Annotated in this window: 12 protein-coding genes and 1 pseudogene; 6 read left to right on the top strand and 7 right to left on the bottom strand. The window is 62.4% G+C overall.

Going from position 1 to position 19,310, the window contains the following annotated elements:
- Nucleotides 1–1,308, top strand: a complete 1,308-nt coding sequence (locus tag AC2FMM_RS12795; RefSeq protein ID WP_496796757.1) for an HlyD family type I secretion periplasmic adaptor subunit — start codon at nt 1–3, stop codon at nt 1,306–1,308.
- A gap of 4 nt (nt 1,309–1,312) precedes the next feature.
- Here the strand turns inward: AC2FMM_RS12795 and AC2FMM_RS12790 are convergent, their stop codons facing one another.
- The gene (locus AC2FMM_RS12790) at nt 1,313–3,250 is read right to left on the bottom strand and encodes a M10 family metallopeptidase C-terminal domain-containing protein (protein WP_496796756.1); all 1,938 of its coding nucleotides are present in this window, start codon (nt 3,248–3,250) and stop codon (nt 1,313–1,315) included.
- Nucleotides 3,251–3,580: 330 nt separating this feature from the next.
- Here AC2FMM_RS12790 and AC2FMM_RS12785 point away from each other — a divergent pair, with 330 nt between their 5' ends.
- The 5 genes from AC2FMM_RS12785 (at nt 3,581) to AC2FMM_RS12765 (ending at nt 13,098) form a co-directional block, all read left to right on the top strand.
- Nucleotides 3,581–7,444 (top strand): beta strand repeat-containing protein, encoded by a 3,864-nt coding sequence (locus tag AC2FMM_RS12785; protein WP_496796755.1) that lies wholly within the window; start codon nt 3,581–3,583, stop codon nt 7,442–7,444.
- Between the two features lie 64 nt (nt 7,445–7,508).
- Nucleotides 7,509–8,333, top strand: a complete 825-nt coding sequence (locus tag AC2FMM_RS12780) for a SapC family protein (protein WP_496796754.1) — start codon at nt 7,509–7,511, stop codon at nt 8,331–8,333.
- Complete coding sequence (locus AC2FMM_RS12775; protein WP_496796753.1) at nt 8,320–9,663, top strand: TolC family protein; 1,344 nt, start codon at nt 8,320–8,322, stop codon at nt 9,661–9,663. Before AC2FMM_RS12780 ends, AC2FMM_RS12775 begins: the two co-directional genes overlap by 14 nt.
- A complete protein-coding gene (locus AC2FMM_RS12770) occupies nt 9,660–11,804 on the top strand; it encodes a type I secretion system permease/ATPase (RefSeq protein ID WP_496796752.1) in 2,145 nt (714 codons plus the stop codon). Before AC2FMM_RS12775 ends, AC2FMM_RS12770 begins: the two co-directional genes overlap by 4 nt.
- Nucleotides 11,788–13,098: an HlyD family type I secretion periplasmic adaptor subunit gene (locus AC2FMM_RS12765; RefSeq protein ID WP_496741668.1), complete on the top strand. Its 1,311-nt coding sequence runs from the start codon at nt 11,788–11,790 to the stop codon at nt 13,096–13,098. Before AC2FMM_RS12770 ends, AC2FMM_RS12765 begins: the two co-directional genes overlap by 17 nt.
- A gap of 15 nt (nt 13,099–13,113) precedes the next feature.
- Here the strand turns inward: AC2FMM_RS12765 and AC2FMM_RS12760 are convergent, their stop codons facing one another.
- From AC2FMM_RS12760 to AC2FMM_RS12735, 6 genes and pseudogenes are all read right to left on the bottom strand, one after another.
- Complete coding sequence (locus AC2FMM_RS12760; RefSeq protein WP_496796751.1) at nt 13,114–14,880, bottom strand: ABC transporter ATP-binding protein; 1,767 nt, start codon at nt 14,878–14,880, stop codon at nt 13,114–13,116.
- Between the two features lie 201 nt (nt 14,881–15,081).
- Entirely contained in the window at nt 15,082–15,783 is a 702-nt protein-coding gene (locus tag AC2FMM_RS12755) for a response regulator transcription factor (RefSeq protein WP_496685249.1), read from the bottom strand.
- The gene (locus AC2FMM_RS12750; protein WP_496796824.1) at nt 15,780–17,648 is read right to left on the bottom strand and encodes a PAS-domain containing protein; all 1,869 of its coding nucleotides are present in this window, start codon (nt 17,646–17,648) and stop codon (nt 15,780–15,782) included. The genes AC2FMM_RS12755 and AC2FMM_RS12750 overlap by 4 nt, the downstream gene beginning before the upstream one ends.
- A 107-nt stretch (nt 17,649–17,755) precedes the next feature.
- Complete coding sequence (locus AC2FMM_RS12745; RefSeq protein ID WP_496796750.1) at nt 17,756–18,514, bottom strand: methyltransferase domain-containing protein; 759 nt, start codon at nt 18,512–18,514, stop codon at nt 17,756–17,758.
- Nucleotides 18,511–19,128: a pimeloyl-ACP methyl esterase BioG family protein gene (locus AC2FMM_RS12740; RefSeq protein ID WP_496796749.1), complete on the bottom strand. Its 618-nt coding sequence runs from the start codon at nt 19,126–19,128 to the stop codon at nt 18,511–18,513. Before AC2FMM_RS12740 ends, AC2FMM_RS12745 begins: the two co-directional genes overlap by 4 nt.
- Nucleotides 19,125–19,310: pseudogene (locus AC2FMM_RS12735) on the bottom strand (adenosylmethionine--8-amino-7-oxononanoate aminotransferase BioA); the annotation flags it as partial. The gene AC2FMM_RS12740 and the pseudogene AC2FMM_RS12735, both read right to left, overlap by 4 nt.

The following is a 19,310-nucleotide window of genomic DNA, read 5'->3' as shown; positions in this document are numbered from 1 at the left end:
ATGGCCAACCAAGTTTCGCGCCCGGCCTGGCGGATCACCGTTCCGGCCCTAGTGGGTTTTGCCGCACTGACGATCCTGATCGGCGGCGTCGGCGTTTGGAGCACGCGGACCAGACTGGCCGGGGCGATCGTCTCGCCCGGCGTCGTCGAAGTCCAGAGCAACCGGCAGGTGATCGAGCACCCTGACGGCGGGGTCGTGGGCGAATTGTACGCCCGCGATGGCGACCATGTCGCCCAGGGGGACCTTCTGTTGCAGTTGGACGGCACCTTCCTGACGTCCGAGAAGGCCATCATCGAATCTCAGTTGTTCGAGTTGCTGGCGCGGAAGGTGCGGCTGGAAGCGGAACGCGATGGCGCCAAGGTCGACGAACTGGACGCGCGCATGCGCGATCTTGCGCGGATGGAACCGATCGACCCGGATTTGATCGCCGGACAAAGAAGCCTGTTCCTGGCGCGGTCCGATACCTTGGCCCAGAAGATCGACCAGCTGGGCAAGCAACGGAATCAAATCGAAAGCGAAATCGCAGGAACCGACGCCCAATGGGTGTCGCTGACCAAACAGGTCGATCTGATCCGGCAAGAGCTGGAGGATCAGAACGACCTTCTGGCCAAGGGCCTGACCCAGGCCAGCCGGGTGCTGGCCCTGCAGCGCGAAGAGGCCAGCCTGACCGGTGAAATCGGGCGGCTGGAGGCAACGGTGGCCCGCCTGAAGGGACAGATCGCCGCGACCGAAATCCAAATCGTCGAGCTGGCGTCCGCACGGCGCGAGCAGGCGATCACAGAGTTGCGGGAAGTGCAGGCGCAGATCGTGGAGCTGTCGCAGCGTCGCCTGTCGCTGACCGAGCGCCTGTCGCGCCTGGACATTCGCGCCCCGGTCGCTGGTACGGTCTTCGGCAGCCAGGTCTTTGCAGCGCAATCCGTGGTTCAGCCCGGCGAACCCATGATGTACATCGTCCCCGACGATACGCCCTTGCTGGTGGCCGCGCGCGTGGACGCGATCCATGTCGACCAGCTGCACGTGGGACAACCCGTCACCCTGCGGTTTCCGGCCTTCAACCAGAGGGAAACCCCCCAGATCGACGGCCATGTAATCAACGTGTCAGCCGACGCGCTGACCAATGAAAAGACCGGGCAGGCCTATTATCGGACCGAGGTGGCCCTGGACGATGGCCAGACCGAACGGCTGAATGGCCAGACGCTGCTGCCCGGCATGCCGGTCGAAACTCTGATCAAGACCGACGAGCGCACGCCGCTGTCCTATCTGGTCAAGCCCATGACCGACTATTTCAACCGGGCCTTCCGCGAATAGCGCGTCACGGGCCTTCGAGGTTGCCCAGCAAGATGGATGTCATGTCAGTGGCGATCACGCCATCGACGGCCGCCACGGAAACTCCGGTGTCATACGAAACGTTGTGCCGCGTGATGCCGGACAGGTCGGCGTTCTGATCCAGAAAGACCCACTCGGGCTCGTGCAATGACGGCATGCCGACGGCCACTTGCAGGATCACCAGTGCATCCATAGCCGTCACCTTGCCATCACCCGTGATATCGGCGGCGATCAGATCTTCGGGGCTTGCTGGACCCCATGTCGGATCCATGCCGACCGAGATTCGCAGAACCTGCAGGGAATCCAGCGCGGTGATTTCGCGCGTGGCATTGGAGTAGGTTTTGATGATGTCCAGATGGCCGTTCAGGGTTCCGTCCGGAAGGCCCAGATCGAACTGCCCCTGCCCGTCCGCCTGCGCCGTGATCGTCGCGTTGCCGGAGGGCGTGAACCGGATTTCGGCATCGGTGAGGCCCGGATTCGCGGTTCGCGAGTCGATCGAAACGAGACCGACCACCCCACCCGAGGATTGCGGGCTGGCAAACACGCCGTAGTCGACCGGCATGTGATCGGGACCCTGAAACCCCGCACCGAATATAGCCGCACCGTCCAGCGGCGACCCGTCGGCCGAGACGACATGAATCGTCTCGTTGCGATAGTCAATCTGCGCACCCTGCGCGGTCGAGGCCACGGTCAACTGGCCGGGATTGCGCAGCAGCAGATAGTCGAACAGGTCCAGGCGGTCGGTGCCAGCCTGGAAATCGGTGATCGTGGTTGGCCCGCTGCCGGACCGCATGACGAAGATGTCGGCACCCGATCCGCCAGTCAGGGTTGTCGCGCCACGCCCGGCAATCAGGATGTCGTCTCCGGCCCCGCCCTGCACGACAGTATCCAGAACGCCACCGCTCAGCATGTCGTCCTGCGCGGTGCCGGTCACGGTGCCATAGCCTTCGGCAACCACGCCCAAATCCTGCAGAGACACGCTCAGTTGGGTCAAGCCCGGCTCCTGCTGCGAGCCGGCAAAGATCTGCAACTCGTTCCCGACATGGGCAACTTCGATCACCTCGACATTCTGAAGGCCGCTGGCCAGCGTATCGGCAAAGCTGTCCAGATAGACCAGCTTGCCATCCGGCGTCATCGTCAGCAGCGTGACCCCGTCGTCGCCGCCACCGGCCACCACGAAAACATGGCCGCCCGCTTCGACGACCTTCATGTCCTGAACCGATCCGAACCGGGTGCCAAGCGTGTCGAGGGCTTGGTCGGTTGGAACCAGGCTGCCATCCGCGCCCAACCGCATGACGCTGATCGAGTTGCTGCCCGACCCCGCAACCAGAACCCAGGTCTGGCCATGGGCCTGCACGATCTCGAGCGCCGTGGGGGTATGGATGCCCAACGTTGCGAGCGATGCGCCCGTATCGGTCAGGCTCAGACTGCCCGTCATCGGGTCGACTCCGAAGACCTGAACCGTGCTGTCGGCTGCATTGGCCGCAACCACGAATGAACTCGGGCCAACCTGTGCAGCCTGCATCGAATCAGCCTGACCGGCGAGGGACCCAACCTCGAAAAGCGTTCCGTTCGTTTCGATCCGGTATGTCGTGACCTGCGCAGTATCTTGATGGGAAACCGTCACGAATTCGCTTGCCCCGGCGGAGTACTGAACCAGGCTCGTCACGTCCCCACCTCCCGAAACCGCGGCGGCTTCGCCCAAGGCCCCGATCGTGCCGTTCCCGTTCAGCTGATAGCCGACAAGCCCCGTCGCGGTGTCGATATCCAGCACGATCCAGTCTTGGGCGCCAAAGGTTACGGGCTGCCCGAACCGCCCGGCCTGAAGGGCAATCGTACTGCCGAAATACTGATCATCATGGAACACGGGCGCGCCGCCCGCTGTCAGTTCCCAAACCGAAATCCCGCCTGTCGCGCCAGTCACGCCGTATAGGTACGTGACACCGTTAAACGTTTTTAAAGCCGTATCGCCGATACCGGAATCGAGCGCCGGGCTTCCCGTTGCCACCACTCTTTCGAACTGAAGATTCACTTTCGATTTCCCCCACGCCACTTGCGGCACACGTCAAGGGTCATCCGAAAGAGAAGCAGGGATCAGAACGAAAATGTGGTGAAAACGAGGATTTCGGTTCCAGTTTTAAACAACTTTTTGGGTTCGACCGCATGAGAAAACAGGCGACAGGAACGAAGATCGAAACACGCTGCGTCTCTGCCTGCCGACCTGCTGTTTGTGGCCGCCGATCGTGAGGGCATCATGACGATGAAACAAGGTTCGCAAAAGGCCTCTTTGGCTGACAAGGCACCGGAAACGGGCAACGATATCACAGCCCGCCACCTGATTGAAAAACAGCTGCGCAAATGGGCCGGTCGCGGCTTTGCGGGCGGTCTCGTTTCGACCTTGCTGGCCCTCCCTGCATTGGCCCAGGCCAGCCGAGAAGACCTGGACTCGTTTCAGTTCGCCGAAGTGTTGCCCGGCGTCCGGTCGGTAAAACTGCTTGAGAATGGCGACGTCCAACTCAAGATGCTTGACGGCCGAACTGTTGTCGTGGCGGCCGAAGACGTGCGCGTACTGGACGGCGGCGCGATCATGATCGCCGAGGGCGTCGCCGTCGAGATTGCCCAGTTCGCCGCCGCAGCCGAAGCCGCAGCCGCTGGGGCCGCAGCCGGAGGCGGAGTCGGCGCAGCCGGCGCGGTGTTAGGCGGCATAGGCCTTGCCGGCGCGGCTGCCGCCGGCGGGGGTGGCGGCGGGGATGAATCGCCCGAGCCAAGCCCGATCCCGCCCCCCGAACCGGCACCCGTCACACCTTCTGTTCCTGCGCCCCCCAGCCTGAACCTTGCCGAGCTTCAAGGCACGTCGCTCAACAGTGTCAGCACAGGGGCAGAGGCAGCGGCGGGGGCTGCCGCCGTGGAGGTGACAATCGGCTCGGTCACCACAATCGCCGCGCCCGCGCCCGATGGCACATGGAGCGTATCGCTGACGCAGGCGGAGGCCGCGGGGCTGCCACAGGGGGTGACGACCGTTTCGGTCCGCAGCTTGGACAGTGACGGAAACGAAATATCGGTCGCCACGGCGGATTTCACGGTCGACACGATTGCCCCGACGATCTCGATCACCGGGTTTTCAGACGGTGCGGTCATGAACGCCGCCGAAAGCGGTACGGACCTGACTGTCACCGGAATCACTGACGCCGAAAACGGGCAGACCGTCACCGTGAACCTCAATGGCCAGACCTATTCCGGAACGGCGTCAGGCGGCACCTGGAGCGTCACAATCCCGGCCCCGGATCTTACGTCCTTGCCCGACGGAGCGGTCATTTCCGTAACTGCAGATGTCGAAGATCGCGCCGGGAACCCAGCTCTTCAGGCGACAGGCAGTTTCAACACCGACTTCACCGATCCCACAGTGACCCTTGACCCCGTGGCCGGTGGGCAGATCGACCTTGCCGATGTCGGCGCGGACCTGACCCTGACCGGCACGTCTACGGCGGAAGACGGACAGGCCGTCACGGTCACCTTCGCCGGAAACACGTATTCCGGCACCGTCTCTGGCGGTGCGTGGTCAGTTACCGTCCCCGTCGCGGATCTGGCGACCTTGTCGACCGGCGTTCCGGTAGACATCAGCGTCGCCGTCGACGACGCCGCCGGCAATCCGGCACCGCCGGTGTCGGCCTCGGTTCCAGTCGATTTGACCGGCCCGTCCATATCCATCGCTCCTCTGTCGGTCGGAGCAGTCATAAATGCCACGGAAGCCGGCTCGGATCTTGTGATCTCGGGAACCACGGGCAACGTGACCGACGGCCAAACCGTAACGGTGACCCTGGACGGACAACCCTATGTCGGTACGGTCGCGTCCGGAAGTTGGAGCGTCACCGTCCCAAGCACTGATCTGATGGCGCTGGCGGATGGTGGCAGTTTCACCATCACCGCCGACGTGATTGATGCGGACGGCCTGTCTGCGCCTCAGGCCAGCATCGGATTGTCCAAGGACGCCACCGCGCCCGTGGTCACCATCGACGCGCTTTCCGACGGCGCCGTCATGAATGCGGCCGAGCAGGCCACGGACCTCACCGTCTCCGGATCGACGACCGCCGAGGATGGGCAGGCCGTGACCGTCAACCTGAACGGAAAGAGTTATTCCGCGTCCGCAACCGGTGGAAGCTGGGCAGTGACCGTTCCGATGGCTGACCTGGCCGCGCTCGCCGACGGGTCCACGATCTCTGTCACGGCGGACGTCTCGGATGCTGCCGGCAACCCTGCTACTCAGGCATCTACCAGTTTCGACACGGATTTCACGGCCCCGACGCTGGCGATTTCGGGCATTTCGACCGGAGCGGTGATGAATGCAACCGAACGGGCTGGCGGTCTTTCGGTCAACGGAACGACGGATGCGCCGGACGGATCGATCGTATCCATCAGCATCGCCCGGGCCGATGGCACGGTCGACGCGACCGGCTCCGCAACCGTCAGCGGCGGCGCCTGGAGCTTCGTGGCGACCAGTATGGACATCTCCTCGTTGCAGGACGCCGAAGCGTACAACGTTACCGCGACAGTAACCGATCCAGCCGGAAACACCCAAAGCGCGACCACCGGCTTCGCAACCGACTATTCGGCGCCGACGATCACGTTGGACCCGCTACTTGTGGGCGCGACACTTGATGTCGTCGAGAGAGGTTCAGACCTGCCGGTTTCGGGTTCGACCACAGCCGAAGACGGGCAGACGGTCACTGTATCGTTGAACGGTCAGACCTACACGGCCACCGCCAATGGTGGAAGCTGGACAGCGACGATTCCGGCGTCGGACCTTTTAGGTCTTTCGGATGGCGGAAACTATACGATCACGGCCACGGTCGCAGACGCTGCAGGGAACCCGGCCTCGGCCACGCCCGCGAATTTCGCGACCGATTTCCGTCCGCTCCTTTTGCTGGACCCGATGGGCACAAACGACAGCATCGCTCTGGCCGACGCGCAAGCGAACGGCACTGTGATCAGCGGAAAGTCGTACGGCCTCGCCCCCGGCCAGTCGGTGGATGTGACCGTCAACTCCAACGCGGTGGGGGCCGCGACCGTCGCAGCAGACGGGTCATGGAGCATCTCAGTACCAGCCGCGACTTTCGCAGGGCTCGACGGCGGCGACGCCATCGACGTTCAGGCTACGGCAAGCGTCGCAACAGGGCCTGACCCCGTGCCCGTCAGTGACCAGGTTTTTGCGCATGTGCCCTCGGCTTACACGATCGCCGAATTCGGCCGAACCGGGTCCGAAGTCACACTGGCCGTCTACGCCGACGCAGACCGCGATATCTCCAGCGGCATCGATTACAATGTCGACGCGACCTTCGACCCGACGGTCGTCACCTTCAACGCCGGATCGACGGTTCCAAACCCCGAACTCTTTTCGGAGCTCACTTATTCACCCGGTCCGGGCGCCGTCAACTTTGCCGGTACGGCCCTGACCTTCACCGACCTGTCGCAACCGCTGTTCACCTTCACGATCACGGTGCAAGATCCTTCTCAGCCCATCTCTCTGGCAATAACGACACCGAATGGCGGACCAGCCAAATGGCAAATGGGAACCGATGGCGCCGATATCCTGTCGACCTCGAATGTGGACGACGTCGTTCGAGGCGGCGGCGGCGACGACGCAATTAACCTGACGGGCGCCGGGCGCGATCTGGTCGTGTTTGAAGCGAACCCCGCGATCAACGGCACGGATACAATCACCGGCTTCAATATTGGTCCGGCGACGGATGTGACCGATGCATTGCTCTTCAGCGGGCTTGATGCTTCGACCTTGCGCGGAAGCGGGACAGATATCGAGATTTTGGGGCTGGGAGGTTCTCTTGGCGCGAACACTGGCTTTGTCGGACTGAACACCCAACTGGCCGATCTCGATGTGGGAACCTTGACGACCGCAGCCGAAGGCTTGGGTGGCGCTCAGTCTGGCGATGAGATCTATCTGATGGCCACCGACGGAACCGACAGCGTGCTGGCCAAGGTGGACTATACCGCCTCGGGAACGGCCTCTGTCGACATGATCGCGCACTTTCAGGGGGTTGGCGATCTCGGAAGCCTCAGCAGCGACAACATCCTGCACACGGATCCCACCGGCGCGACCGCCTGATCCAGCGAAGGAACATGCAACATCCCCAAGGGGGTGTTGCCCATAGCGAGCATCGAGAGGGAAAATGGTTCAGAACGACCGGGTCGCAGTGACCACACAGAGACATTCCAAATGCTCTTGGCATCGGTTCACATCCTACGATTTCGCCCGAACCATGGCAGTTTGCGAGGTTGTTGCCTCAGAAATCCCGATCGTCGCAGCTTCGTTCCCGATCGGGTTTCTCTCCAACGGCGAATCGCTGCGACCGGTCTGCATCATGTCTGTCTTGGAAGGGGAACCAAACGTCTTCGTCGCAAACGACGGCCGATGGTTGGCACCCTATGTGCCGTCTGTCCTGCGGTGTCACCCCTTTTTCGCGGCGCCGGCCGACCGTCGGCAAGCCGGGCACGAGAGCACCTTTACCTTGCTTGTGGACGAAACGACGGGCCTTGTCACACCAGATTCGACAGGACTGCCGTTTTTCACGTCCGACAAGGCGCCCTCGCAAGAGCTTGGGACAGTCGTCGACTTCATGCGACACTATGTGGCGGAGCAGAGAGCGGCTGAGTCCGCCTGCGCCGTCCTTGCCGAGCTCAAGCTGTTTGCACCCTTGCAATCAGGTGTGCCGCTGAGCTTGGATTTGCCTCTTTGCGGCATCGATTTCACGCGTTTGGCCGAGTTGTCACCGCCCGAAACCTCGCTGATGATGACGAGTGGCGCAATGCAGATCGCATACAGCCATCGGGTTTCGCTCGCTCATTTTGAATGGTTGGGCAAGTTGCAGATGGCCGCCGGCCGAACTCAATCCGCTTGCGCAACCTCCCAGCCGTCGGAACTGGACGGGTTTCTCACTGCGCTCGCTACGGCACAATCCAAGGCCGAAAACGAGGCTTCCCATGCATTTGTTTGAACGGTCTGCGCAGAAAGTACTTGGCTGCATTCTTTTGTCTCTTGTCTCCGCGTGCGAACCCGTGCCGGATCTGGCGCCAGTCGAAATGGCCTTCTCGGCCGGCACGGCCGGAGCGGGCGCTACCGAACCGTCTGAGCGACTGACCAGCAGCGAGTTCGGCCGCCGCATCCGCCAGGCGGTGGAATCCAGTCCGACGCTTGCGAAGTCAAATACGGAAATCGACCTGGCACGCGCGAACCGGGACGTCGCCGAAGGTGCATTTCTGCCGCAGCTGTCCTTGGGATTGAATGCGCGTTCCGAGCGCGTGGATTCGAATGTTTCTGACCTATCGCCCTATCTACGCGTCTCTCAATTAGTCTATGACGGCGGCGCGGCCTCTGGCAATCTGGCCGCTGCTCGGGCCAGGATTTTGGAAAGCCGCGGCAGCCAATTGCAGACGGCTTCCGCGACCGCATTGGCCGCAATCGAGGCTTATGTTTCGGTTCTGAACCGGCGCGAGCTTGTTGACATTGCTCGGCAGAATGTAGCGGCGCACGAACAGATCGAACGACAGATTTCCGAGAGGACCGACATCGGAGCCGGATCGACTGCTGATCTTCTGACCGCCCGGTCCAGGATCGCGGATGCCCGCACGAAACTGGCCGACGCGCAGGCGCAGGCTGATCGGTCCATCGCCCGTTTCCGGGAGATATTCGGCTATGACCCCGGTGCTCTACCCGCTCCGCTTCCCGCGCCCGTATTGAACAGAAGCGACAGCCAGATCGTGCTGAACAGCCCACAGGTTCGACGCGCGGATGCGGCGCTTCTTGCCGCTAGGGCCGAGCAGTCGGCGGCCTTGGCCAGGCGCCAACCGGATATTCGCGTATCCGCATTCGCCAACCAGGACGACAACCATGACGCGAATTTCGGAGTGGACCTGTCCGTCAATTACGAGATTGACAGCACCGGCAAACGGCGAGCCCAAATCGCCGCTGCCTCGGCGCGCATCAAGCAGGCGGAATTCGAGCGGGAAACGCTGATCCGCGAAATCGGCCGCGAACTTGGCTTCATTCGGTCAGACCAGAAAGCCGGCGCCGAACGACTGAAAGAGGCGCGCCGCGCCGTTCAGGCAAACATCCAGAATGTTTCGGCGATGCAAGAGCAGTTCAAGATCGGCCGCAGCAGCCTGATCGAAATTCTGGATGCACAACGCGATCTGGTCGCCGCGCAGGAGCGGATGATCCTCGCCGAGCAGAACTTTTTCCTGACCAATTACGCCGCCATCAGCCTGGCCGGCGACATCCTCGACCTGTTTGATATCCAACTGGAAAACTGGAACGGCATGCCATGACCTCGGAGCGCCCGGAACCCACAAAGCCGAACTTCAAAGCACTGGAGCGTTGCCTTCTGCACGTCGCAGCCGAATTGGGGCGGCCACTGACGCCATCGCGGGTCATTGCGGCCCAGCACAACCCGGAAAAGGGGTTGAACGTCAAAGAGACATTGGCTCTCGCTCAGGATGCCGGCCTGCAGGCCGGTTTTGGTGCACGTCGACTGGAAGACTTCGACGATGTGCTGGCACCTGCTGTTCTTTTGATGCAGGGCGACAAGGCGGTCGTCTATCATGGACGGGGTCACGGCGGAGACCTGTTGATCTTTGACCCTGAACTGGACAATGGCGTTTCGGAAATGCCCCAAGAGAAGGTTGCCTCGCTTTATTCCGGTTATGCCATATTGTTCCGTAAGGCCCACAGGGACGGTCCGAAGCCGGACACCAGGGACGACGGTCACTGGTTCTGGTCGGCCCTGATGGCGAACCGCTGGTCCTATGCGCAAGTCGCTCTGGCTGCCGCCATGACCAACTTTCTGGGTCTGGCCACATCGGTCTTCATCATGGTCGTCTACGACCGGGTACTTCCCAACGAGGCGACGGAATCCCTTGTCGCGCTGACGGTCGGCGTCGGTCTTGCGTTGCTGTTTGATTTCATCCTCAAGATCTTGCGGGCCGGGTTCATCGACAGGGCCGGCCAGAGGGCCGACATGCTGATGGGGCGACGGATCTTCAACCAGATTCTGAACATCCGGATGCAATCGCGCCCCGGGTCGATTGGCGCCATGGCGAGCACCGTCCGCGAATTCGAAACCCTGCGCGAGTTCTTTACGTCAGCCACGCTGGTTGCCGTCGTCGACCTGCCCTTCATCGCGTTGTTCATTTTCGCGATCTACATGGTGGGCGGTCAATTGGCGGCCATTCCGGCGCTGGCGGTGCCTGCGGTCCTGCTGGCGGGCTTGGTGGTGCAACCCTTTCTTTCCCGGCTCGCGGCACGGAATTTTGACGAAGGGCAGTCCAAGCAATCAGTATTGGTGGAAACTCTGGCCGGTCTAGAGACGATCAAGACCACGACGGCCTCGAACCGGATGCGCAAGCGCTGGGAAGAGGCGGTCGAGCGGCATTCGCAAAACGGGATCAAGAGCCGGGCGATCACCCAGTTCGCGCTTAACCTGACCGGATTCGTGCAACAGGCCGCGCAGGTTCTCATCGTCTTCTACGGGGTATTCCTGATTGCCGACGGTCACGCCAGCATGGGTGCCCTCGTTGCATCGGTCATGTTGACCGGTCGGGCCTTGGCCCCGCTGGGGCAGGTTGCGCAAACACTGACGCGGGTCAATCAGGCGCGCAGCGCCTATCGCAACCTGCAATCTCTGATGTCGGCAGACTGCGAACAGCCAGCAGGACGAACCTGGATCAGCCGGCCCGGCTTTGCAGGCCGCGTTTCCTTCAATAACGTCTGCTTCGCCTATCCCGGTCAGGAAGAAGATACGCTGCGAAACGTGACCTTCACCATCGAACCCGGGGAAAAGGTCGCAATTCTTGGGCAGATCGGCTCGGGCAAGAGCACAATTGCCCGGTTGCTTCTGGGACTGTACCAGCCGCGATCGGGGTCGGTTCTTCTGGACAATATCGACATCCGGCAGATTGACCCGGGCGACCTGCGGAGAAGCATTGGATCGGTTCTGCAGGACATATGGCTGTTTTCAGGATCCGTGCGTGACAACATAGTCAGCGGCGCCTATCGGCCCAGCGAGGAAGACCTGATCCGCGCCGGCCACATCGCCGGAGTCGAAGATTTCGTGAACCGACACCCCAGCGGCTACGACCTGCAACTGGCAGAGCGCGGCGAAGGTCTGTCAGGGGGTCAGAGACAGGCCATCGCCCTGGCACGGGCCTTGATCGGGCGACCACCGGTCCTGATCCTGGATGAACCGACAAGCGCAATGGACGTAAAGTCAGAAGCCGAGATTATCCAGCGCCTCAAGACGGCCACAAAAGGAACCACGACCATCGTCGTCACCCACAGAACCAGCCTTCTAGAGATGGTGGAGCGGGTGATCGTCATCGAGAACGGCAGGATCGCCGCCGACGGCCCCAAGTCGATACTGACCCATCGCGCCCGCAGTACACGGAGGCATCTGAATGTCGCGGCATCCTGATTTTGCTTCCCTTGAGCGGGAACTGCGCGGCCGCCCGGGCGCGCGAGGTTCGGTTCTGCTGCTGGTGACCTTGAGCTGCATCCTGGTTGCGGGTGTCTGGGCGTATACCACCGAACTGGATGATGTCGTACGCGCCGATGGGCGCATTGTACCGTCGGCCGATGTTCAAGTCATCGAGGCCACCGAACCCGGCGTTCTGTTGGCCCTGCATGTTCGCGAGGGTCAGGTCGTCGACAAGAATGAGCTGTTGATGGAATTCGACGCCACGCAACTTGACAGCGACCTGGACCGCGAACGGCAAAAGGCCTTTGGGTTGATGGCAAAGGCACAAAGGCTACAGGCCGAGATCGATGGAACCGATCTGAGGTTTGAGGACGATCTGGTCCGGCAGGCGCCCGAAGTCGTCCAGTCCGAGACGGCCTTGTATCTGGGGCGGCAGGCGGAATTGGCCGATGAGATCGCGATTCTGGAGCGACAACGCGAACAACGCCAGCGCGAGTATGAAGAAGGTCTGGTCGACAAGGTCACGGCGGAGGAAACGCTCAAGGTCCTGGCGGAGGAACGTGCCCTGATCGAACCCCTGGTTAAACGCCAGATGGAGCCGGCGACGACCTTGATGGCCCTGCGCCGCAGCGAAGCCGAATGGAAAGGGCGCAAGGTCAGAGCCGAGGCGGCCACATTGCGGCTGAACACCGGGTTGAGCGAAATCGATGATCGGATCAAGGCCGCCCGCAGCCGGTTTCGTACGTCGGCCTTGACCGACCTTGCCTTGGTCACGGCCGAATTGGCCGCACTGGAGCCGACGCTGCCCGCGCTGGAAAACAGAGCTTCGCGGGCGCAGGTCCGGGCACCGGTCAAAGGAATCGTCAACCGATTGCACCGCAGCACACTAGGCGGCTTGGCCCGCAGCGGAGAGGAGCTGGTCGAGATCGTCCCCTTGGATGACAGCCTGCTGGTCGAAGCCTATGTCCGGCCCGAGGACATTGCGTTTCTGCGTGCAGGCCAGAAGGTCAGGGTCAAGATAACGGCCTATGATTTCGCGCGCTATGGCGCACTTGACGGTGAAATCATCCGCATCGGTGCCGACACGATCACCCGATCCGAGCGCAACGACGAAGAGGTTTTCGTGGTCGAGGTGCGGACCGAAGACAAGCTGCTGGACGCGGCCGGGAACCCTGTCGAGATCATTCCGGGCATGATCGCCGAGGTCGATATTCTGTCCGGGCGGAAAACCGTCCTGGAGTATCTGTTGCAGCCGGTTCTGAAGATCAAGAACCGCGCGTTCAGGGACTAGGGCACGCCAACTGCGTCAATTGGAGGACGTCTTGAACTGTTGGTCGAACAAACCCCGGAATCTGCCGTTCATTTCCAGCAATTCATCCAGATTGCCTTGTTCGACCACCTGCCCGTCTTGCACCACCATGATTTTGTCCGCGCCCAGCACCGTCGACAGCCGGTGCGCGATGACGATCGTGGTGACGTTTTCGGTCAATCTGTCCAAGGCGTCCTTGACCAGGGATTCGGAATCCGCATCCAAAGCACTGGTGGCTTCGTCCAGCAACAGGATCTCGGCCTTGCGCAGAATGGCCCGGGCGATGGCCAGGCGCTGTTTTTGCCCACCCGACAGGAAGGCTCCGTTTTCGCCAACCTGCGTATCATAACCTTTGGGCAGCGCCATGATGAAGTCATGCGCATGCGCAGCACGCGCCGCCTCGATGACCTCTTCGTCGGTGGCATCCGGTCGGGCAAAGCGCAAATTCTCCATCACGGATGTCGAAAACAGGAACGTGTCCTGGCCCACAAACGAGATTTTGCGCCGCAACGAGGCAAAGCTGACATCCTGCAAGTTCTGCCCGTCGATTTCGACGGAACCACTTTTGGGATCGTAGAACCGCATGATCAGGCCGAAGATGGTCGATTTTCCGCCGCCGGATTGCCCCACCAGCGCGGTCGTCTTGCCAGCCTCGAAAGTCGCGCTCAGATTTCGGATGACCGGGTGCGAACCGCGATACCCGAACGTGACGTCCTTCAGGCGAATTTCACCGGGCCCGGGAGCAAGGTCGATTGCCCCCGGCTTTTCGCGCATCGGGTCTTCCTGATCCAGCAGCTGAAACATCATGCCGATCGGCACCAACGTGGTTTCGATCGCCACACGCATGCGTGACAGCCGTTTGGCCGGCTCGTAGGCCATCAGAAGAGCCGTGATGAACGACATCAACTGACCCGCCGATGGCGGCTCGCTGCCGGCGAGTCCCATCGTCGAAACCACGAGAACGCCCGCCACCGCCAATCCGGCCAGAAGCTCCATCAAGGGGCTTGCGATCGCCTGCAGCTTGGCGATCGAGTTGGCGCGGCGTTCGACCGAGCGAATGGCGCCGTGCATCCGGTCGACCATCATGTCCTCGAGCGCAAAAACCTTGATCACCTTGATGCCGGCCGAAGTTTCCTGAAGCACCTTGATGATCTCTGCCAGCGATTTCAGCTCGGATTCCATGATGACGCGCACGCTTTTCAAAAGCGCCCGCACGCCCCACAGGGCCAATGGCCCCACCACAAAGAACATAACCGACAGAACCGGTTGCTGGTAGACCATCACAAAGACCAGGCCGACCAGCGTCAGGGCGTCTCGAACGAAACTGGTGACGATGACATCCACAAGACGCCGCGCGGCCTGGGCCCCATTGGTCACGCGCATCAAAAGACTAGACGACTCGGTCTTGGCAAAAAACCCGACACCGCGGGTGATAAGCTTGTCGTACAGCTTTTCCTGCTGCTCGGCGATGATGCGGTTACCGGCGCGTGCCAGAAACACGGCCTGAGCATAGGAGGCCACCGCCTTGGTGAAAAACAGCGCAACGACCCCAAGCGCAATCCAGTAAACCTGCGATTGCATTTCGGGGGTGGTCATCGCGTCGACGATGCTTTCCATCATCCACGCGGTTCCGGCTGTCGTCGCGGCCACGATCGCCATGGCGACCATTGCGATGGCATAAAGCCGCCACTGCGCCCGCAGACTATCGCCCACCAGCCGGCCGATATGGCCGGAGCGCCACTTGGCCCAGGTCTTTCCGATCATCAGGGTCTCCAAACGTTCTGACGCCTTGTTGCGTGTCAGAACCGGATTTGCAAGTTGTCAAAGCGCCGACCGGCAAAGCCGTGCCACGACGCGCAGAAGCCTTCAGTTAGGGGCTGAGCTCGAAAATACCAGTGCCAATGCGGGTTTTCGTCAAAGCATTGGGTGACCAAGACCTGTCGGGCCGTTCGCTCCGAAACTCTATCACCGCCACTCGACGTCGCCCAGAAAGATGTAACCGGCGCCGTAGATGGTCTTGATCAGGCGCGGGTTCTTGGGGTCTTCTCCCAGTTTGGTACGCAGCCGCGATATGCGCACGTCCATCGCCCGGTCAAAGCTTTCGCCCGCAGCCCCGCCCAAAGCCTCCTGCATCTGCGCTCGACTGATCAGGCGTTTGGGGCTTTCCAGGAACAGCCGCAGAACTTCGCCCTCGGCATGGCTGAATGCGGCTTCCTCACCGGTATCAGACAGCAGAACATAGCGGTCGAAACACGCCGTCCAGCCATGGAACCTGGCCACCTGCGATTGCTGCACCTGGGATCTGGGCGCACGCAGACGGGCGCGGATGCGGGCCACCACCTCAGCTGGGTCAAAGGGTTTGGTGATGTAGTCATCGGCCCCCAACTCCAGCCCCGTCACCCGGTCCTGCACCTGTGCCCGACCCGAAATGATGATGACCGCCGCACCCTGTTCAAGCGCCAGCCGGTGCACCAGCGCCAATCCGTCGGTGTCGGGCAGCGACAGGTCCACGAGGCACACATCCGGCGTGACCCGTTTCAGAGACGCTTCGAATTCGCGGGCGCGGGCAAAGCTCTGGGTTCGAAATCCAGCGTCTTCAAGCGCTTCGGTCAGAATCCGGCGGATTTCCGGCTCGTCGTCCAGAATGGTCACCAGGGGTTGCGTCATGAGGCGGCCTCGGTTCGGATCAGCGCGGACAATTGCGCGCGGGTGAAGGGTTTGCGCAGGACCGGCGCCTTGGCAAGAGCTTGACGGTGCAGCGGGTCATCATAGGGCAACGAGGTCATCAGGATCACCGGAATTGGTAGAGCAAGTCGTTCGATCAGATCAATGCCGGTGGCAGTGCCCTCCAGCCGAATATCGGACAAGATCAGCGAGATGTCATTCAAACTGGCGGTCAGTACCAGCGCCTCATCCGCCGAGGTCGCCTCGATCACCGAAAGACCCAGATCAACCAGCATGTCGCGGAACTGGTGGCGCAGATCGTCGCTGTCTTCGACCAGCAACGCCAGGCCCGACTGGACAGGCGGCGCGGGCCGATAGGGCAGCCGCAGCATTACGGATGCGCCCGAGGGCGTATTGCGCAGTTGCAGGTCTCCACCCGCCAGCTTGACCGTGTCATAGACCATCGGCAGGCCCAGCCCCGACCCCTTGCTGCCCTTGGTGGTGAAAAACGGGTTTAACGCCTTGTCCAGCGCATCGGGTGAAAACCCCGGGCCTGTATCGGACACGGTAATTTCCACCCAGATCCGACCGATCGCATGGGCGCTGATGGTGATCTGCCCGCTACTGCCGCAGGCGTCGCGGGCGTTCAGCACAAGATTCAACAACGCGTCCTGAACCATGCCCGGGTCCAACATCAGCGCTTCATCCGGCAGAGTATTGACCACCGACAGCCCCACACCACGCGGCAAAGAAGGCGAGGCCAGCACCCGCAGATCCTCGAGCAGGCCACGCATGTCGGTGGCCTGCGGCTGCGGGGTGCGGTTGCCGGTCATGTCGGCGATGCGGTTCAGCAGCTGCCCGCCGCGCCGCGCGGTCTGCTGGGTTGCGACCACAAGCTCGGCGGCGTCTTCGGGCAGGTCCATCTTTTCCAGCTTGGCCTGCATCCCCAGGATGATGGTCAGCAGGTTCGAGAAATCATGCGCCAGCCCGCTGGTCATCTGCGCGGCCATCGCCCGGCGTCTGGTCTGCTGCAGGGCCACGCGGGCCTGAGTTTCCTCGGTGATGTCCACCGACATGATATAGACGCCGCCCGCGCCATCGGGCGTGAACGAGACACGGATACGGCGTGAATCCTGATCCTCGGTGAATTCGAACACCGAGGCCTGCCCGTCATAGGCCTGTTTCAGGTGCGGCCGGACCCGCTCGTAAGCGTGCGCGCCGAGGGCCTGCGAGATGTGCAGATCCAGGATGTCCGACGGCCGCCCCGGCAGGACCGAACTGAGCCGCCGGTTGGAATAATCATACCGCCCCTCGGCATCCAGATGGGCGATATGTGCGGGCATCATCTCGGTGGTCATGCGGGTGCGCGCTTCGATCTCGGTCAGCTGGCGCTTGGCCTCTTCCAGCGCGCTGATCGTGGCGGCCAGTTGCCGGTTGGTGGCCGAAAGCTCTTCGGCATGGCTCAGCAACTGGTCCGACAGTTCTTCGGACCGGCTGCGCAGAAGCTCTTCGACCCGTTTGGTGCTGGTTATGTCGGTATAGACGGCAACCCAGCCACCGGTGGGCAGGGGTGCACCCTCGATCGCGATCACCTGCCCGTTGGGGCGCACGCGTTCCATGTAGTGCGGCTCGAACGCCAAGGCCTGTTCGACCCGGACACTGACCAGATCCTCGACCGATTGGTCGTGACCATATTCCCCGCGGCTGGCCAGAAAATGGATCGTGTCGCTGAACAGCGCGCCCGGCTGCACCAGGCGTTCGGGCAGGTCGAACATTTCCTGAAAACGCTTGTTGCTGACCACAAGGCGCAACTGGTCGTCATAGATCGACAACGCCTGACCAATCAGGTTCAGCCCTGCGGTTGTCATCTCTTTGATGCGCTGTTCAGATATGTCCACGCCGATCCTCCCCTGGGCACAGGCCTATCACCAGTTTTCGGGCAGGTGTAGAGGGGCCGGATGCGACCGGTTGGCCCCTAGCCGGGTTTGCGGGCGATGATCCAGACGGGGTGATAGGTCAGGCGCACGCCTTCGGGGCCGGAAAACGCGGCGCGATAGCGCGTGCTGAAATCGGTCAGGTCGGAGCGGGTCCAGACCTGCGCCGCGCGGCCGTTCACCCCGGTATCACGCAGGTGGCGCAGCACGTCCAACGGCGTGTCGAACCACAGCGGTTGCCGATCCTGCCACAGGTCGAGGATTTTAACATCGGGGCCGATCCCCGCGGCCAGATCCTCGGGGCCGCACAAACCGGGCGCGCGGGCGGCCGACCCCAGCGCGGAAAGTTCTGCGTACTGGTCGGGGCCAAATCCCGAAATGGCAACCCACCCGCCGGGTGCGACCTGATGCATCGCGCGGCGAACCACGGCCGCCGGATCGTCCAGCCATTGGACCGTCGAGGCCGAGGCAATCAGGTCGGGCCGCGCGGGCCATGTCACATTGCGGATATCGCCCGGCAGGAAATCCGCGCCCCATCGCCGCGCAGTCTCCTGGGCCTCGGCCATCAGGTCGTTGAGCGTGGACCGGGTGAACGAAAACTGCTGATGCAGCGCCTCGGTCAGATGGCCGGTTCCGCAGCCGATTTCGAACAAAGTGCCAAATTGCAGGGGCGCCCCGAGATCGACCAGCCGATGCGCCAATGCGCGGGCGATCCGGGCCTGCGGGCCAGCGGCGCAATGATAGCTGCCGAAGCTGCGGCTGAAACTGCGCCGGATGCGGTCCGTGGGCATGGCGTTCATGCGAACCACTCCGCCCAGGTCTGCCCCGCCACGAAAGGCTGGTGCGGGCCAGGGATGCGTCGCACGGTGTCCGATTGGCCCCAGGCCACCTCCTGCGCCGCCGTCGGCACGATGCGGTCCGAGGCAGAAATCCAGACCCGGTCGAACCCGGGATCGGGCGCAGGTCCACGCGCCGCGATGGCCCGGAGTTCCTCGGCCGCGACGGCAAAATCGATCCCGGGTGCGGGGCCTTCCAGCCCGGCCCGGCGGCAGAACCGTGCAAAGCTGGCCGCGCTCAGGCCATCGGCCGTGGCCGCGACCGTCTCGGGCGCGATGCCCCGGTCTGCATCCGCCGGAAACAGCGTGCCGTTGACCGCAACCTTGCGGACACAGGTCAGCCTGTGACCCGACAGCCAATGCGCGGCCGACGCGACCCCGAAGGAATAGGCCAGCAGCCGGACCGTGTCATAGTCGCCGGTTTCGGGCAGGGCGTCGTCGAGGTTGCGATAGTCGTCAACCACCAGAACATCCGCCGCCGCGGTCAGGCGCGTAAACGGCGCAGGCCCCAGCGCCCACCCGCCGAACACAAGCGTCAACTGCGCTCCGCCGTCACGGGTCAGCCAGTGCCGCCTCATGCGTCGCCTCGCGCCAGTTCGACCATGGCCGCCGTCACCTGGCTCAGCTCGTCGCCCGAGATCACATAGGGCGGCATGCAATAGATGTTGCGCGCGAAGGGTCGCAGCCAGACCCCGCTTTCCGAAGCCCGCCGATGGGCGATGCGCGGATCGACCGTGTGCTCCATCTCGATCACGCCGAT

Source organism: Ruegeria sp. BHSC043, from assembly GCF_059612985.1.
This window is presented reverse-complemented; position numbering and strand designations above follow the sequence as displayed.

Excerpts from the sequence above, each read along its gene's own strand:
- AC2FMM_RS12755 (WP_496685249.1), bottom strand. The coding sequence starts at position 15,783 with ATGACGCAACCCCTGGTGACCATTCTGGACGACGAGCCGGAAATCCGC.
- AC2FMM_RS12740 (WP_496796749.1), bottom strand. The coding sequence starts at position 19,128 with ATGAGGCGGCACTGGCTGACCCGTGACGGCGGAGCGCAGTTGACGCTT.
- AC2FMM_RS12775 (WP_496796753.1), top strand. The coding sequence starts at position 8,320 with ATGCATTTGTTTGAACGGTCTGCGCAGAAAGTACTTGGCTGCATTCTT.
- AC2FMM_RS12765 (WP_496741668.1), top strand. The coding sequence starts at position 11,788 with ATGTCGCGGCATCCTGATTTTGCTTCCCTTGAGCGGGAACTGCGCGGC.
- AC2FMM_RS12795 (WP_496796757.1), top strand. The coding sequence starts at position 1 with ATGGCCAACCAAGTTTCGCGCCCGGCCTGGCGGATCACCGTTCCGGCC.
- AC2FMM_RS12750 (WP_496796824.1), bottom strand. The coding sequence starts at position 17,648 with ATGACAACCGCAGGGCTGAACCTGATTGGTCAGGCGTTGTCGATCTAT.
- AC2FMM_RS12745 (WP_496796750.1), bottom strand. The coding sequence starts at position 18,514 with ATGAACGCCATGCCCACGGACCGCATCCGGCGCAGTTTCAGCCGCAGC.
- AC2FMM_RS12760 (WP_496796751.1), bottom strand. The coding sequence starts at position 14,880 with ATGATCGGAAAGACCTGGGCCAAGTGGCGCTCCGGCCATATCGGCCGG.
- AC2FMM_RS12770 (WP_496796752.1), top strand. The coding sequence starts at position 9,660 with ATGACCTCGGAGCGCCCGGAACCCACAAAGCCGAACTTCAAAGCACTG.
- AC2FMM_RS12785 (WP_496796755.1), top strand. The coding sequence starts at position 3,581 with ATGACGATGAAACAAGGTTCGCAAAAGGCCTCTTTGGCTGACAAGGCA.
- AC2FMM_RS12780 (WP_496796754.1), top strand. The coding sequence starts at position 7,509 with ATGGTTCAGAACGACCGGGTCGCAGTGACCACACAGAGACATTCCAAA.